Origin of the sequence: Bradyrhizobium shewense (assembly GCF_900094605.1) — a bacterium.
Classification (GTDB): Bacteria; Pseudomonadota; Alphaproteobacteria; order Rhizobiales; family Xanthobacteraceae; genus Bradyrhizobium; species Bradyrhizobium shewense.
Genome location: NZ_FMAI01000010.1, coordinates 28,314 through 41,292, shown reverse-complemented (window position 1 = coordinate 41,292; position 12,979 = coordinate 28,314). Strand labels below are relative to the sequence as shown.

Below are 12,979 nucleotides of genomic sequence, written 5' to 3'. Positions count from 1 at the left end.
TCCCTCCTTGCATTCAAACCACCGCGCGAATCTGCTGCGGCGTCAGCCGCGGCGGACCGTTGCCGGCTGCCTCCGTCTCCTTGATCAGCGCAACAATGCGGCGCATCAGCGGCACCTCGACATGGTTTTGCTCGGCGAGCGCGATGACGGCGCCCTGGAGATAGTCGATCTCGGTCTTGCGTCCCTGCTTCAAATCCTGCCACATCGAGGAGCGCGCCTCGGGATCGATCTTCATGGTCCGCCCCAGGATCGCGTTGAAGATCATATCGGGCAGCCGCAGCAAGGCCGGCGTCCAGTTCATCGGGATTGGCGTCGCCGAGACCGGCGCGATGCCGGCGGCCTTCAGCGCGGCCAGCCCCTCGGCCATCTGGTCCGCGAACAGCCTGCGCCAGTCGCGGTTCGCCAGTTGCGCGGCGAGCGGCATGTCGGACAATGCACTGAGCGCGTTGTTCAGATTGATGATCAGCTTGCCCCATTGCACGCCGGTGATGTCACCGCTCGCGCGCACCGTGAGGCCGGGCACCGAGAGCGCCGCGGCCGTCTTCCCAGCGTCCTCTCCGACATGGATATCGCCGGAGGTCGAGCGGTGGAAACGGCCCTCGCCCATCGCGATCACGTTGAACGGCACCATGCCCGCGAGCACGCGGCGCCCACCGAGACGCTCGCGCAGCACCGCGATATTGCCGATGCCGTTCTGCAGCGAAACGATGACGGCATCCTCAGGCGCATGCTGCGCGATCTGATCCGCGACATCGGCGGTGTCGGCGCTCTTCACCGTGACCAGCACGATGCCGGCGCTGTGGAAGATAGCGGGGTCCTCCGACAGCGCGAGCTGCCCTGCGCCGAGCTTCGTCTCGGAGCCGTCGAAATCCGTCAGTCGCAGGCCGAACCGCTCGATCTCGGTCTTCACCCGCGGCCGCACCAGCAGCGCAACACGGCGGCCCGAGGCCGCCAGCATGCCGCCGACGAAACAGCCGATGGCGCCCGCGCCGGCCACCACGATCGGTCGATCCGTCATCACCTCGCCTTGCTCCCTGAACGACCCGCCCTCGATAGCAGAGGCGAGGGCGGCTGCCCATCGCGGCGCATCCGCCTTGTAACCGTCATGAGAGCCCCATATGTTTTCGGCCCGGGGGCAGCCAGCGGCGAGCGCTCGCCGAACGAGACGCCAAAGGAGAGCACCATGGGTCTACTCGACGTCCTCAACGGCATGCAGAACGGCCCGCGCGGCCCCTCTACACCCAGCTCCGAGAATTCCTCCGGCGGCATGTCGCCGATGACCATGGCGCTGCTCGGCCTGCTCGCCTGGAAGGCGTTCAAGCACATGACCGCAAACCAGTCCGGTACGGCGCCGCAGCCGTCGCCGACGCCGGCCCCTCCGCCGGTGAACGCGGACAGCGGCGGTCTTGGCGGTCTCGGAGGCCTGCTCAAAGGCGGCCTCGGCGGCCTGCTTGCGGGCGGCGCGGCCGGCACCGTGCTCAGCGGCGGCCTCGGCGATCTCCTCAACCAGCTCCAGCAGGGTGGCCACGGCGACACCGCGAATTCCTGGGTCGGCAAGGGCCAGAACAAGCCGATCGCGCCGGGCGATCTCGCGAACGCACTCGGCGCCGACCAGATCGAAAGCCTGTCCGCCCAGAGCGGCCTGTCGCGCGACGAGTTGCTCAACGGCCTCAGCCAGTATCTGCCGCGGGTGATCGACCATCTGACGCCGGACGGACGGCTGCCGACCGAGAATGAGCTCTCCGGCAAACTTTAATCGGACGTTGATCGACGCGCTTTCGGGAAGGGGAGCAGACTCATGAGCATGGGCGGCCTGTTGTGGATCATCGTCGTCGGCTTCGTCGCTGGCCTCATCGCGCGCTGGCTGGCGCCGGGACCGAACAACCCGAGCGGCTTCATACTCACCACCATCCTCGGCATCGCCGGCGCGTTTCTCGCGACCTTCATCGGCCAGGCGATCGGCCATTACAGCCCCGACCAGGGTGCCGGCTTCATCATGGCCACGCTCGGCGCGGTGGTGGTGCTGTTCATCTGGCACCGGCTGGTCGCGAGCGGCGTGATCAAGGGGTAGACCCCTGTCGCGTTGTGGCGCGACCTATCACCCAACTCGGTGTCGTCCCGGACAAGCGCGCCCTAAGCGCGCGCCGATCCGGGACCCATAACCACAGGGAGTGGTTTGGCGAAGACTCGGAGTGACCGGAGTCCCGCCAAACTTCTCCCTGTGGCTATGGATGCCCGCGTTCGCGGGGATGACAGCGGAGATTGGAACGCGATTTCAGGTAATCAAATGCATCCCCGCATCCATGCGCACGACCTCGCCGGTCATGTTGCTGGAGGCCGGCATCGCCAGGAAGCAGACGAGCTGCGCGATGTCCTCGGCGGTCGACGCGACCCTGAGCGGCACCTTCGCCACCACGCTGTCGCGCACCTGCTTGGCGCCGGCTTCGCCGCGGCCCTTGGTGAACCAGGGCGTGTCGATATAGCCGGGGCATACCGTGTTGACGCGGATCAGCGGCGCCAGCGCGCGCGACAGCGACAGCGTCATGGTGTTGAGCGCGCCCTTGCTCGCGGCGTAGGCGATCGACGAGCCGACGCCGCTGATGCCGGCGACCGAGGACACGTTGACCACGGCGGAGGGCCGCTCCGAGGCCTTGGCGCCGGCTTCGAGCAGGCTGCGCGCGGCACGCACCATCTGGAACGGGCCGATGGTGTTGACACCATACACGCGCTGGAAATCTTCAGCCGACAATCCGTCGAGATCGGCATGGGCGACATGCTTGGTGGTGCCGGCATTGTTGACGAGGATGTCGAGCTGGCCCCATCCGCTGGCTGCCGCAACGATCTTGCGGCAATCGTCGTCCTTTGAAACGTCGCCCTGCGCGACCAGGACTTCCGGAGAGCCCGCCTTGCGGCAGACGTCCGCGGTGGCCTCGGCTTCTTTCTGGCTAGAGGAATAGTTGATGACGAGCCGCGCCCCGCTTCGCGCGAGGATTTCCGCGGTTGCTGCGCCAAGTCCGGATGCGGACCCCGTCACGATTGCGCACAGACTGTCTTTGGCCATCCGGATTTCCTTCCCCTGTATCTGATGCGAGCCTTTAGTCGCTGGCCTTGTTTAGCGAGTTTGCCGCGCCCTGCAAATCAAGCAAACTCCGCTAAGCGGAATTAGCCTCCTATTGATCCTTGCCCCCATGCCCGCGCTGCAGGTTGACCTGCGATCAACGCTTGTCAGGGCCATGGCTTTTTCGGATCATCGGGCGCAAGAAGACCTGCGCGGTTCGCTCTACGAGGCGGGACGCGCCAACGGCAAAACACGGGGAACGCTGTGGCGGAGAGTGATAACATCGTCGTCGAGACTGCGGAGAAGATCTTCGCCGATCTCGCCGATCCGCAAACCATCAACAACGACAAGAAGGATTCCTGGCAGGCGCCGCTGTGGCGGGCGCTGAGCGAAGCCGGCCTGCCATTGTCCTGGGTGCCCGATGATCTCGGCGGCTCCGGCGCGAGCCTCGCCGACGGCTTTGCGCTGCTGAACGCCGCCGGCCGTTTCGCCGTCGCGGTTCCGCTGGCCGAAACCATGCTGGCCGGCTGGCTGCTGGCGCAGGCGAAGATCGCATCGCCCGAGGGCGAGATGACGGTGCTGCCGGCCTCGCCGAAGGACCGCATCACCCTCGATGCTGATGGCTCGCTTTCCGGCCGCGCCCGCGGTGTGCCCTTTGCCAAGGCGGCAAAGCACTTTGCGGTGCTGGCGCACGGCAAGGACGGCGTCTCGATCGCGCTGGTCGATGCCGGCAAGGTCCGGATCGAGTCCGGCCTCAATGTCGGCTACGACCACAGCGACACCGTGACGCTCGACAAGATCCAGCCCGTCACCCTCAAGGCCGCGCCGAAGGGCTTTGACCAGACCACGATGATGCTGATGGGCGGCGTCGCGCGCAGCCTGCAGATCGCCGGTGCGCTGGAATCGATGCTCGACATCTCCGTGCGCTATTCCAACGAGCGCGTCGCCTTCGAGAAGAAGATCTCGAAATTCCAGGCCGTGCAGCACAATCTGGCGCGTCTCGCCGGCGAATCCGCCGCGGCTCTTGCGGCTGCGACCTCGGCCGCCGACGCCATCGCGAATGCGACGCGCTTCGACGACGAGGTCTATCTCGAAGCTGCCTCGGCAAAGATCCGCTGCGCGGAAGCCGCGGAAAAGGGCGGCGCCATCGCGCATCAGGTGCACGGCGCCATCGGCTTCACCCTCGAGCACATCCTGCACCGCTACTCGCTGCGATCGCTGGCCTGGCGCGACGATTTCGGCTCGGAGAGCCACTGGGCCGTCGAGCTCGGCAAGCTGGTCGCAAGCCGCGGCGCCGACGAATTGTGGCCGCTCGTGGCGTCGCGCTGATCCGGGAGAGAAACACATGACCGCTGCCCTCCGTTTCGATCCGATCCGCCTGCCCGAGAAGTGCGAGCAGCTGCGCAAGGAAGTGCGCGCCTTCCTCGCCGAAGAGATCGCCGCCGGCACCTTCGATCCGCACAAGCCCAATCGCGAGGACACCGACGCGCCCGAATTTTCCCGACGGGTCGGCGCCAAGGGCTGGCTGGGGATGACCTGGCCGAAGAAATATGGCGGCCAGGAGCGCTCCTTCCTAGAACGCTACGTCGTGACCGAGGAGATGCGCGTCGCCAACGCGCCGACGCGGCGCTTCTTCGTGGCCGACCGCCAGAGCGGACCAGTGCTGCTGAAATACGCGCCTGAGCACATCAAGATGGACATCCTGCCGCGGATCTGTCGCGGCGAGATCTGCTTTGCGATCGGCATGAGCGAGCCGAATTCCGGCTCCGACCTGTTCGCGGCAAAGACGCGCGCGACCAAGACCGATGGCGGCTATCTGATCAACGGCACCAAGATCTGGACCTCGTCGGCGCATATCGCCGACTACATGATCGCGATCTTCCGAACCTCGCAGCCGACCAAGGAAAACCGCCGTCACGGCCTGACGCAATTCCTGGTGAAGATGAAGCAGCCGGGCATCAAGGTGAACCCGATCGGCCAGATCACCGGCCAGTACGAGTTCAACGAAGTCGTCTTCACCGACTTCTTCGTGCCCGATGATCACGTGCTCGGCGAGGTCGACGGCGCCTGGAAGCAGGCGACGAGCGAGCTCGCCTATGAGCGTTCGGGCCCCGAGCGCTTTCTTGAGACTTATTACGTGCTGACCGAGCTGGTCCGCGCGGTCGGCCCGAACCCGGATACGCGCAGCGCCGAAGGCATCGGCCGTCTCGTCGCGCAGCTCCACACCATGCGGCGCATGTCGGTCTCGGTCGCCGGCATGCTGCAGGCCGGCAAGGAGCCGGTGGTCGAGGCGTCCATCGTCAAGGACATCGGCACGGTCTGGGAGCAGCAGCTTCCTCACCGCGTGCGCGACCTTGCTGCTTTCGTCGAGGAGACCGCGACCAACCGCGAGACGCTGGAGCGTCAGCTCGACTTCGCCATCAAGACCGCGCCGAAGCTCACCATCCAGGGCGGCACCACCGAGGTGCTGCGCGGCATCATCGCCCGCGGTTTGGGCCTGCGCTAATCATCAAGGGATCATCATGACCACATACAAAGACATCGGCGTCGAGAAGGTCGGGCACGTCGGCACCATCGAGATCCGCCGCCCGCCGCTGAACTTCTTCGACATCTCGCTGATCAACCAGATCGCGGATGCACTCGACGAGTTCGACCGCGACATCGAGATCCGCGCCTCGGTTCTCTCGGCTCAGGGCAAGGCGTTCTGCGCCGGCGCGAACTTTGGTGATCCGGCGCGGCAGGCGCAGGAGGCGCGCGAGGCCGAGAAGAAGGGCGACCCCGCCGACAATCTCGGCCCGATCAACCATCTCTACATCCAGGCCGTGCGAATCTTCCGCGCCAAGAAGCCGATCGTCGCCGCCGTGCAGGGCGCCGCCATCGGCGGCGGATTGGGCCTCGCGGTCTCCGCTGATTTCCGCGTCACCTGCCCGGAAGCGCGCTTCTCCGCGAATTTTACGAAACTCGGCTTCCATCCCGGCTTCGGCCTGACGACGACGCTGCCTGAGCTGATCGGCAAGAACAACGCCGAGCTGATGTTCTACACCAGCCGCCGCGTCACCGGCGAGGAAGCCGTGAAGTGGGGTCTCGCCAACGAGCTGGTGCCGCAGGATCAGGTCAAGGCCGCCGCGATGAAGCTCGCCGGCGAGATCGCCGAATGCTCGCCGCTCGGCCTGCTCTCCACCCGCGCCACGATGCGCGCAGGATTGGCCGATCGCGTCATGGCCGCGACCAATCACGAGCTCGCCGAGCAGACCCGGCTGCGCGCGACGGAGGACTTCAAAGAAGGCGTGAAGGCCACGGAAGAGCGGCGCGCGGCGAATTTTAAGGGGCGGTGATCACGGCGGCGCTAGCCGTATCACTCCACCGCGACCACAACCTCCCCTGTCATCCCCGCGAACGCGGGGATCCATAACCACAGGGAGAAGTTGTGGCGCAACCTGGTCACTCCGCGTCTTCGCCAAACCGCTCCCTGTGGCTATGGGTCCCGGATCTGCGCGCGCTTAGGGCGCGCTTGTCCGGGACGACAGCGGCCGTTTTAGCGGCTTACTTTTTTCCCACCACCAGCGCATCGACGATCGTCACGCCCTGCCCCTCGGCGTGCACCAGCACCGGGTTGAGCTCGATCTCCGCGATCTCCGCTGCGTGCCGCGCGGCGAGCGCGGAGATATCGGCGATCAACTGCGCCAAAGCCACGACGTCCGCCTTCGCCGCTCCACGAAATCCATTCAGCAAGGGTGCAGCCTTCAAGCTAGCCAGCATCGCGCCCGCCTCCTCCGTGCTCACCGGCACGGGGCGGTAGACGACGTCGCGGAACAGCTCGGTGGTAATACCGCCGAGACCGACCATCACCATGGGACCGAACGTCTCGTCGGTCATCGTGCCGACGATGATCTCGATACCGCGCTTCGCCATCGGGCCGACCAGCACGCCTTGAATGGTCGCCCCAGGCCGGTGCTTGCGCGCATTGTCCAGCAGCGCCTCGAATGCCAGAAACACCTCGCCCTTGGTGGTGATGTTGACGCGCACGCCGCCAACTTCGCTCTTATGCGCGATATCAGGCGACTGGATCTTCATCGCCAGGGGAAAGCCGACGCGGGCGACCGCTTCGTCGAGCTCTCTCTTGTCTCTCACCAGCACCTCATCCGGCAGTGCAATGCCGGCGGCGCGGAGCAACGACTTGCTGTCGGCCTCGGACAGGACCGCCGATTTCAGACGTACAGAAAGGTCGCGTGCCGTCAGCCGCGTCGCATCCGCAGGTGACGGCAGCTTGAAACTGGCGTAGTCGACGAGCCGACGCATCGCGACGCCGACATGGATGAGGCCCGAGAGCACGACGACGCCGGATTTGGCGAGCTCACGGCGGGCGAAGTCGGACGGCACCGTGTAGGAATAGAACACCACCGGCTTGTGCTGTGCCGATAGCACCGGCGTCAGCTCCTCTTCCTTGAAGGGCTTGCGCACCTCGCTCGACAGCGACAGCACGACCAAGATCGCATCAACCTCGTCCGAGGCGGTGAGGACGTCGACGCTCTTCTGCAAGCCGCCGGAGGTGACGCCTTGCGCGGTGACGTCGATCGGGTTGCGCGCCGTGCCATAGGACGGCATCAACTGCTTGATCCCCGCCTGGACCTTTTCGGACAGCTCCGGCACCTGCAAGCCTTGCAGCGCCACCGTATCAGCGCCCCAGATGCCGGCACCGCCCGAAACGGTGACGACGGCAACGCGATCGCCCTTCGGCAGCGGATTGCTGGCGAGCACCGCCGCGGTCGTCAGCGCTTCGTCCAGATCGTTGGAGACGATGAAGCCGTATTTGGCGAACACCGCGTCATAGGCCGCCGACCAGCCGGCCATGCTCGCGGTGTGCGAGGCCGCCGCGCGCTGGCCTGCGCCGGAGCGTCCGACCTTTGTCACGATCACCGGCTTCTTCATCTCCGCAGCGCGCCGGGCGGCGACCAGAAATTTGTCGACGTCGCGGATGCCTTCGATGAACAGCAGGATCACCTCGGTCGAGGAATCCTGCACCATGTAATCCAGGAACTCGCCGGCGCCGAGATCGGATTCATTACCGGTGCTGACGACATAGCTGACAGCGATTCCGAGGGCCCGCGCGCGATGATAATAGGCAAAGCCGATGCCGCCGCTTTGCGCGACGATGCCGATCCGTTTGGTCGTCGCGACGAGCGGCACCACACCTGGCTTGACGTCAACGGCGGGACTGAACGTCGCCGCCACGCGCTGCACCTGGCTGAAGAAGCCCTCGGCGTTCGGCCCGGATATCCGCATGCCGGTGCGCGTCGCCAGCGCTGCGATCGCATCCTGCATCGCCGCGCTGTCGCCTCCCTCCTCGGCGAAGCCGGAGGAGATGATTACTGCATTCTTGACGCCGGCGGCGGCGCATTGCTCGAGCGCGGACAGGACGGCACGGGCCGGGATGATGATGACGGCGAGGTCGATGGTCGCGCCGGGGTCACCGATCGATCTGTAACAGGCGAGCCCGTCGATATCCGCGTAGTTCGGGTTCACCGGATAGATCGTCCCGGAATACTCGTTCTTGCGCAGCATGGACAAGAGCCGCCCCGGGATCTTCTCGTGATCGCGCGAGGCGCCGATCAGCGCGATGCTGGCGGGCGCAAAGAAGCTGTCGAGCGGATGCGGCATGGGTGGGCGTTTCCATATTGCGCTTCATAAACCCGCCGCAAGCTCTCACCCCGTCATCCTGAGGTGCGAGCCGCGCGGTGCGCAGCACCGTGCAGAGAGCCTCGAAGGATGAACGGCCCCGCCGGTGGCCCTCGCCCTTCGAGGCTCGCCGAAAAGGCGAGCACCTCAGGGTGACGGATAACGGTCGAGGGATCAACTGACGCGGAACGTCACCCCGCCCAGCAAGAACTCATTGTCCGCCACTGCAACCCCCCGCGCCTTCGCGGCATGCAGCACGCTCGCCCGATCCGCGACCCGAAACTCCAGCGCGCTCATGATCTCGATGGCGCCTTTCACGAAGCGGAAGGTCGCATTGGGCAGTTTCAGCTCGGCACCTTCAGGCGCAATGCCGATGATCTTGCCCCAGTGCTCCGCGAGACCTTGCGGATCAGGGCTCTGCATCTCCACGCCGGTCAGCGCCAGCGTCACATCCTTGCGGATAAACTTTTGCCAGTCCGGTCCCGCCGGCGGATAAGCCCCCAAGATGTCATCGCTGCCTTCGGTGTGGTTGAACTCGATAAAGGCGGCGCGGCAGTCGCGGGGGTGAAGTTGGACGCCGTGATAGGGCGCGTGGTCGATCATGTTGGCGGTGCGCACGCCCATCGCGTTGGCGTTGCGGCCACGCTCGTCGGGATCATTGCAGCAGAAGATCGCCATGTAGCCGCCGCGGCCGCCGGTCTTCTCGATGAAGCGGCCGGCCGTGGTACCGCCCTTGAAGGGTGCCACCACCTCCAGCATGATCGTGTCGACTGGGAGCAGCGCATTCTCCAGGCCGTATTTCGCGACATTGCCGTCGCGGTAGCACACGGCGAGGCCCATGATCTCCGCGATGTCGGAGATGACGGGCGCGAGCTGCGGCGCAACCAGGCAGATCTGCCGCAGCCGCATATAGGGCGCCATGGTCAGGCGCCCCTGAAGGTCGGCTTGCGCTTCTCGACGAAGGCCTTTGCGGCTTCCTTGTGGTCCTCGGTGTCGCCGCAGCGGGTGTGGTGGATCGCCTCGCCGTCGAAGCAATCCTCCAGCGCCAGATGCTCGGCATTGTTGATGTTGCGCTTGATGAAGCCGAGCGCGATCGACGGCCCTTGCGCCAGTGACAGTGCCAGCTCGTGGGCCGCGGCGTCGATCTCGGCATCGGGCACGACCTTGGTCACCATGCCGATCGCATGCGCTTCCTTCGCGGTGAGCACCGGCGACATCAGATAGAGTTCGCGCGCCCGCGCGCTGCCGAGCAGCTGGGTGAGAAAATAGGTACCGCCGTAATCGCCGGAGAAGCCGACCTTGGCGAAGGCCGTGGTGATCTTGCAGGATTCCGAGGCGATACGGAGGTCGCAGGAGAGCGCCATCGACAGGCCCGCGCCGGCTGCGGCGCCGTCGAGCTGCGCCACCACAGGCTTCGGCATCTGGTGCAGGATGCGCGAGACCTCCATGCCGCGGCGCAAATTCGCAAGCTTCTGCTCGAACGGCAGCGGCGCGCGGCCCGCGGCCATCGACTTGACGTCGCCGCCGACGCAGAACGAGCCGCCGGCCCCCTTGAACAGCACCGCGCGCACCTCGGGATCATCGGCTGCGCGTCGCGCTGCCTCGACCAGCCCGGCCACCATCTCGGGGTTGAGCGCGTTCTTCCGCTCGGGCCGGTTCATGGTGATGGTGAGCAGCCCGCCTTCGAGCTTTTGCAGGACCATGTCGTTGCTCATAGGGCGTCTCCCTTGTTGTTGTTTTGCTCCGTCGTTCCGGGGCTCGCGAAGCGAGAACTCTGGTGCGCGATTGCGCACCGTAGGTCGCTTCGCGCCCCGGGATGACGTCGTGACTTACGTCACGCCGTCACTTCTTCACCAGCGGGCAGCGCGACTGCTCCAGCGACTGGAACGCCTCGCTGCCGGGTACGGTGGCGAGCAGCTTGTAGTCGTCCCAGCGGACCTTCGATTCCGACGGCTTCTTCACCTCGAACAGGTACATGTCGTGGATCATGCGGCCGTCCTCGCGGATCTTGCCACCCTTGGCGAAGAAGTCGTTGATCGGCGTCTCCTTCATCACCTTCATGACAGTCGCTGCATCGGTCGTGCCGGCCGCCTTCACCGCCTTCAGGTAATGCGTGACGGAGGAGTAGACGCCGGCCTGCGCCGAGGTCGGCGGCCGCTTCACGCGCTCCTGAAAGCGCTTCGAGAATGCGCGCGTGTCGTCGTTGAGGTCCCAGTAGAAGGCTTCGGCCAGCAGCAAGCCCTGCGCGGTCTCCAGGCCGATCGAGTCGATGTCGGTGACGAAGGCAAGCAGCGGCGAGACCTTCTGGCCGCCCTTGGTGATGCCGAACTCGGCCGCCTGCTTGATCGCGTTGACGGTGTCGCCGCCGGCATTCGCGAGCCCGATCACCTTGGCCTTGGAGGCTTGGGCCTGGAGCAGGAACGAGGAGAAATCCGACGTGTTGAGTGGATGGCGCACGCTGCCGAGCACCTTGCCGCCGGTCTTGGTGACGACGGCACTGGTGTCCTTCTCCAGGTCCTGGCCGAAGGCGTAATCGGCGGTGAGGAAGTACCAGCTGTCGAGGCCAGACTTCACGGCCGCAAGGCCGGTCACGTTAGCCTGGCCGTAGGTGTCGAACACGTAGTGGATGGTATAGGGACCGCAGGCCTCGTTGGTGAGACGGATCGAGCCCGGGCCGTTGAAGATGATGATCTTGTTGCGCGCTTTGGCGATCTCGCCGGCCGCAAGCGCGGTGGCGGAGGCCGCGACGTCGTAGATCATCTCGACGCCCTGATTGTCGAGCATGTCGCGGGCGATGTTGGCGGAAAGATCGGCCTTGTTCTGATGGTCGGCCGCCAGCACCTGGATCTTGCGCCCCAGCACCTCGCCGCCGAAATCCTCGACGGCCATCTTGGCCGCGGTCTCGCTGCCGGGTCCGGTGATGTCGGCATAGAGACTCGACATGTCGAGGATGCCGCCGATCTTGAGAGGTGCCTTGTCCTGGGCCTGCGCGGCGGCGCTCGCACTGAGGGCAAACGCGGCGGCAAAAATGCCCGACAAAATTGTCTTCATGGAAAACGATCTCCCTTATCGCGCCGTACTCTGATGGCGGCTTGGTTATTGCTCTTGGCGAAAGCTGTTGCCGCAATCATGCCGCATGCGCAAGTGCCCAGCAAGCGCAGGTGCGAAGAGGCCGCATGCTGCGGCGCGCGATTTCCGCAAAGCGGAATGGTTAGAAGGCGCAAGCGCGACGGCGGAAACAAAACAATGGCGATGCGAGGCAATAGCGACGCATCACGCGAACTGCCGTAGGGTGGGCAAAGGCGCGCTCTTCGCGCCGTGCCCACGAGTCGGCGCGACGAGCAAAAGACGTGGGCACGCTTCGCTTTGCCCACCCTACGAGAGCCTTCGCGGTTCGCCACGTTTGCGTTACAACTCGCACACAACGCGCAACCTCTCCGGGCAACGTGATGCGACTGCTTCATCTCACCGTCGCAATTCTTCTCATCGCGGGTCGCACCGCGTTCGCGACGCCGTGCCAATTCGAAGCACAAGGCGAAGGCCGTGTCGCTGCGGTCGTCGATGCGCGCAGCGTTCGTCTCGACGATGGCCGCGAGATCCGCCTCGCAGGGATCGAGACGACGGCGACCACGAAGCAGGCACTGACATCACTGCTCGCCGGCCGCGACGTGACACTCCGCGGTAGCAACGACACGCCCGACCGCTATGGCCGGCAAAGCGCGCTGGTCTTCATTGGCGAGAGCGACACCTCCGTGCAGGCCATGCTGCTCGCCCACGGCGACGCCATGGTCTCCGCCGAGATCACGGACAAGGACTGCGCGGCAGCCCTGATGACGTCGGAGGCCGAGGCGCGGCGCCAAAAAAAGGGCAGCTGGGCTGACCTGTCGGCCATAAAAAACGCGGAAAGTTCGGACGATATTTTGGCGGGGATCGGGCGCTTTGTGGTGGTCGAGGGTAAAGTCCTGTCGGTCCGGCAAGCTGGGGCAATGACCTACCTCAACTTCGGACGGAACTGGACACGTGGCTTTGCCGTGACTATTTCAAAGCGCACGCTGCCGGCGTTCGAAGGCGCTGGAATTACCCTTAAGTCCTTGGAAAGTAAGCGTATTCGAGTCCGGGGCTGGGTCGAGGGAAGTACGGGGCCGCGTATCGATGTGCGTCTCTTGGGACAGGTTGAATTGCTGGGCGCAAACGAGCCTACTGGGGTAAAGCCATAACGGCCGGGCACGGGTTAGACGACGTGAA

12 protein-coding genes are annotated in these 12,979 nt (G+C 65.3%); 6 read left to right on the top strand and 6 right to left on the bottom strand.

What is annotated here, in order from left to right; all coding sequences use genetic code 11:
- Window positions 1-13: 13 nt before the first annotated feature.
- Complete coding sequence (locus GA0061098_RS19900) at window positions 14-1,021, bottom strand: 2-dehydropantoate 2-reductase (RefSeq protein ID WP_091959698.1); 1,008 nt, start codon at window positions 1,019-1,021, stop codon at window positions 14-16.
- A gap of 162 nt (window positions 1,022-1,183) precedes the next feature.
- Here GA0061098_RS19900 and GA0061098_RS19895 point away from each other — a divergent pair, with 162 nt between their 5' ends.
- Window positions 1,184-1,756, top strand: coding sequence for a YidB family protein (locus GA0061098_RS19895; RefSeq protein WP_091959695.1), 573 nt, complete (start codon window positions 1,184-1,186; stop codon window positions 1,754-1,756).
- A 42-nt stretch (window positions 1,757-1,798) separates the two neighbouring features.
- Window positions 1,799-2,071 (top strand): GlsB/YeaQ/YmgE family stress response membrane protein, encoded by a 273-nt coding sequence (locus tag GA0061098_RS19890; protein WP_018316463.1) that lies wholly within the window; start codon window positions 1,799-1,801, stop codon window positions 2,069-2,071.
- A gap of 204 nt (window positions 2,072-2,275) precedes the next feature.
- On the opposite strand, the gene GA0061098_RS19885 is transcribed toward GA0061098_RS19890, so the two are convergent.
- Complete coding sequence (locus GA0061098_RS19885) at window positions 2,276-3,061, bottom strand: SDR family NAD(P)-dependent oxidoreductase (protein ID WP_091959692.1); 786 nt, start codon at window positions 3,059-3,061, stop codon at window positions 2,276-2,278.
- 261 nt (window positions 3,062-3,322) lie between these two features.
- On the opposite strand from GA0061098_RS19885, the gene GA0061098_RS19880 reads away from it, so the two are divergent.
- From GA0061098_RS19880 to GA0061098_RS19870, 3 genes are read left to right on the top strand one after another with little or no spacing between them, the layout of a single operon-like run.
- Window positions 3,323-4,387 carry an acyl-CoA dehydrogenase family protein gene (locus GA0061098_RS19880; RefSeq protein WP_091959689.1) on the top strand — a complete coding sequence of 355 codons (1,065 nt, stop codon included), beginning with the start codon at window positions 3,323-3,325 and terminating at the stop codon, window positions 4,385-4,387.
- A 16-nt stretch (window positions 4,388-4,403) separates the two neighbouring features.
- Window positions 4,404-5,564, top strand: coding sequence for an acyl-CoA dehydrogenase family protein (locus GA0061098_RS19875; RefSeq protein ID WP_018316466.1), 1,161 nt, complete (start codon window positions 4,404-4,406; stop codon window positions 5,562-5,564).
- 16 nt (window positions 5,565-5,580) lie between these two features.
- The gene (locus GA0061098_RS19870) at window positions 5,581-6,393 is read left to right on the top strand and encodes an enoyl-CoA hydratase/isomerase family protein (RefSeq protein WP_028141827.1); all 813 of its coding nucleotides are present in this window, start codon (window positions 5,581-5,583) and stop codon (window positions 6,391-6,393) included.
- A gap of 208 nt (window positions 6,394-6,601) precedes the next feature.
- On the opposite strand, the gene GA0061098_RS19865 is transcribed toward GA0061098_RS19870, so the two are convergent.
- From GA0061098_RS19865 to GA0061098_RS19850, 4 genes are all read right to left on the bottom strand, one after another.
- Window positions 6,602-8,716: an acetate--CoA ligase family protein gene (locus tag GA0061098_RS19865; protein ID WP_091959686.1), complete on the bottom strand. Its 2,115-nt coding sequence runs from the start codon at window positions 8,714-8,716 to the stop codon at window positions 6,602-6,604.
- Window positions 8,717-8,908: 192 nt separating this feature from the next.
- Entirely contained in the window at window positions 8,909-9,655 is a 747-nt protein-coding gene (locus tag GA0061098_RS19860; protein ID WP_165637482.1) for a VOC family protein, read from the bottom strand.
- Window positions 9,656-9,657: 2 nt separating this feature from the next.
- Window positions 9,658-10,449 (bottom strand): enoyl-CoA hydratase, encoded by a 792-nt coding sequence (locus tag GA0061098_RS19855; RefSeq protein WP_091959684.1) that lies wholly within the window; start codon window positions 10,447-10,449, stop codon window positions 9,658-9,660.
- Window positions 10,450-10,576: 127 nt separating this feature from the next.
- The gene (locus GA0061098_RS19850; RefSeq protein ID WP_091959681.1) at window positions 10,577-11,785 is read right to left on the bottom strand and encodes an ABC transporter substrate-binding protein; all 1,209 of its coding nucleotides are present in this window, start codon (window positions 11,783-11,785) and stop codon (window positions 10,577-10,579) included.
- Window positions 11,786-12,183: 398 nt separating this feature from the next.
- Between GA0061098_RS19850 and GA0061098_RS19845 the strand changes: the two genes are divergently transcribed.
- Window positions 12,184-12,951 carry a thermonuclease family protein gene (locus tag GA0061098_RS19845; protein ID WP_091959678.1) on the top strand — a complete coding sequence of 256 codons (768 nt, stop codon included), beginning with the start codon at window positions 12,184-12,186 and terminating at the stop codon, window positions 12,949-12,951.
- Window positions 12,952-12,979 lie beyond the last annotated feature (28 nt).

What these genes read in the sequence shown, in the direction of transcription:
- GA0061098_RS19895 (WP_091959695.1), top strand. Translation starts at nt 1,184, where the DNA reads ATGGGTCTACTCGACGTCCTCAACGGCATGCAGAACGGCCCGCGCGGC.
- GA0061098_RS19890 (WP_018316463.1), top strand. Translation starts at nt 1,799, where the DNA reads ATGAGCATGGGCGGCCTGTTGTGGATCATCGTCGTCGGCTTCGTCGCT.
- GA0061098_RS19885 (WP_091959692.1), bottom strand. Translation starts at nt 3,061, where the DNA reads ATGGCCAAAGACAGTCTGTGCGCAATCGTGACGGGGTCCGCATCCGGA.
- GA0061098_RS19875 (WP_018316466.1), top strand. Translation starts at nt 4,404, where the DNA reads ATGACCGCTGCCCTCCGTTTCGATCCGATCCGCCTGCCCGAGAAGTGC.
- GA0061098_RS19870 (WP_028141827.1), top strand. Translation starts at nt 5,581, where the DNA reads ATGACCACATACAAAGACATCGGCGTCGAGAAGGTCGGGCACGTCGGC.
- GA0061098_RS19865 (WP_091959686.1), bottom strand. Translation starts at nt 8,716, where the DNA reads ATGCCGCATCCGCTCGACAGCTTCTTTGCGCCCGCCAGCATCGCGCTG.
- GA0061098_RS19860 (WP_165637482.1), bottom strand. Translation starts at nt 9,655, where the DNA reads ATGGCGCCCTATATGCGGCTGCGGCAGATCTGCCTGGTTGCGCCGCAG.
- GA0061098_RS19855 (WP_091959684.1), bottom strand. Translation starts at nt 10,449, where the DNA reads ATGAGCAACGACATGGTCCTGCAAAAGCTCGAAGGCGGGCTGCTCACC.
- GA0061098_RS19850 (WP_091959681.1), bottom strand. Translation starts at nt 11,785, where the DNA reads ATGAAGACAATTTTGTCGGGCATTTTTGCCGCCGCGTTTGCCCTCAGT.
- GA0061098_RS19845 (WP_091959678.1), top strand. Translation starts at nt 12,184, where the DNA reads ATGCGACTGCTTCATCTCACCGTCGCAATTCTTCTCATCGCGGGTCGC.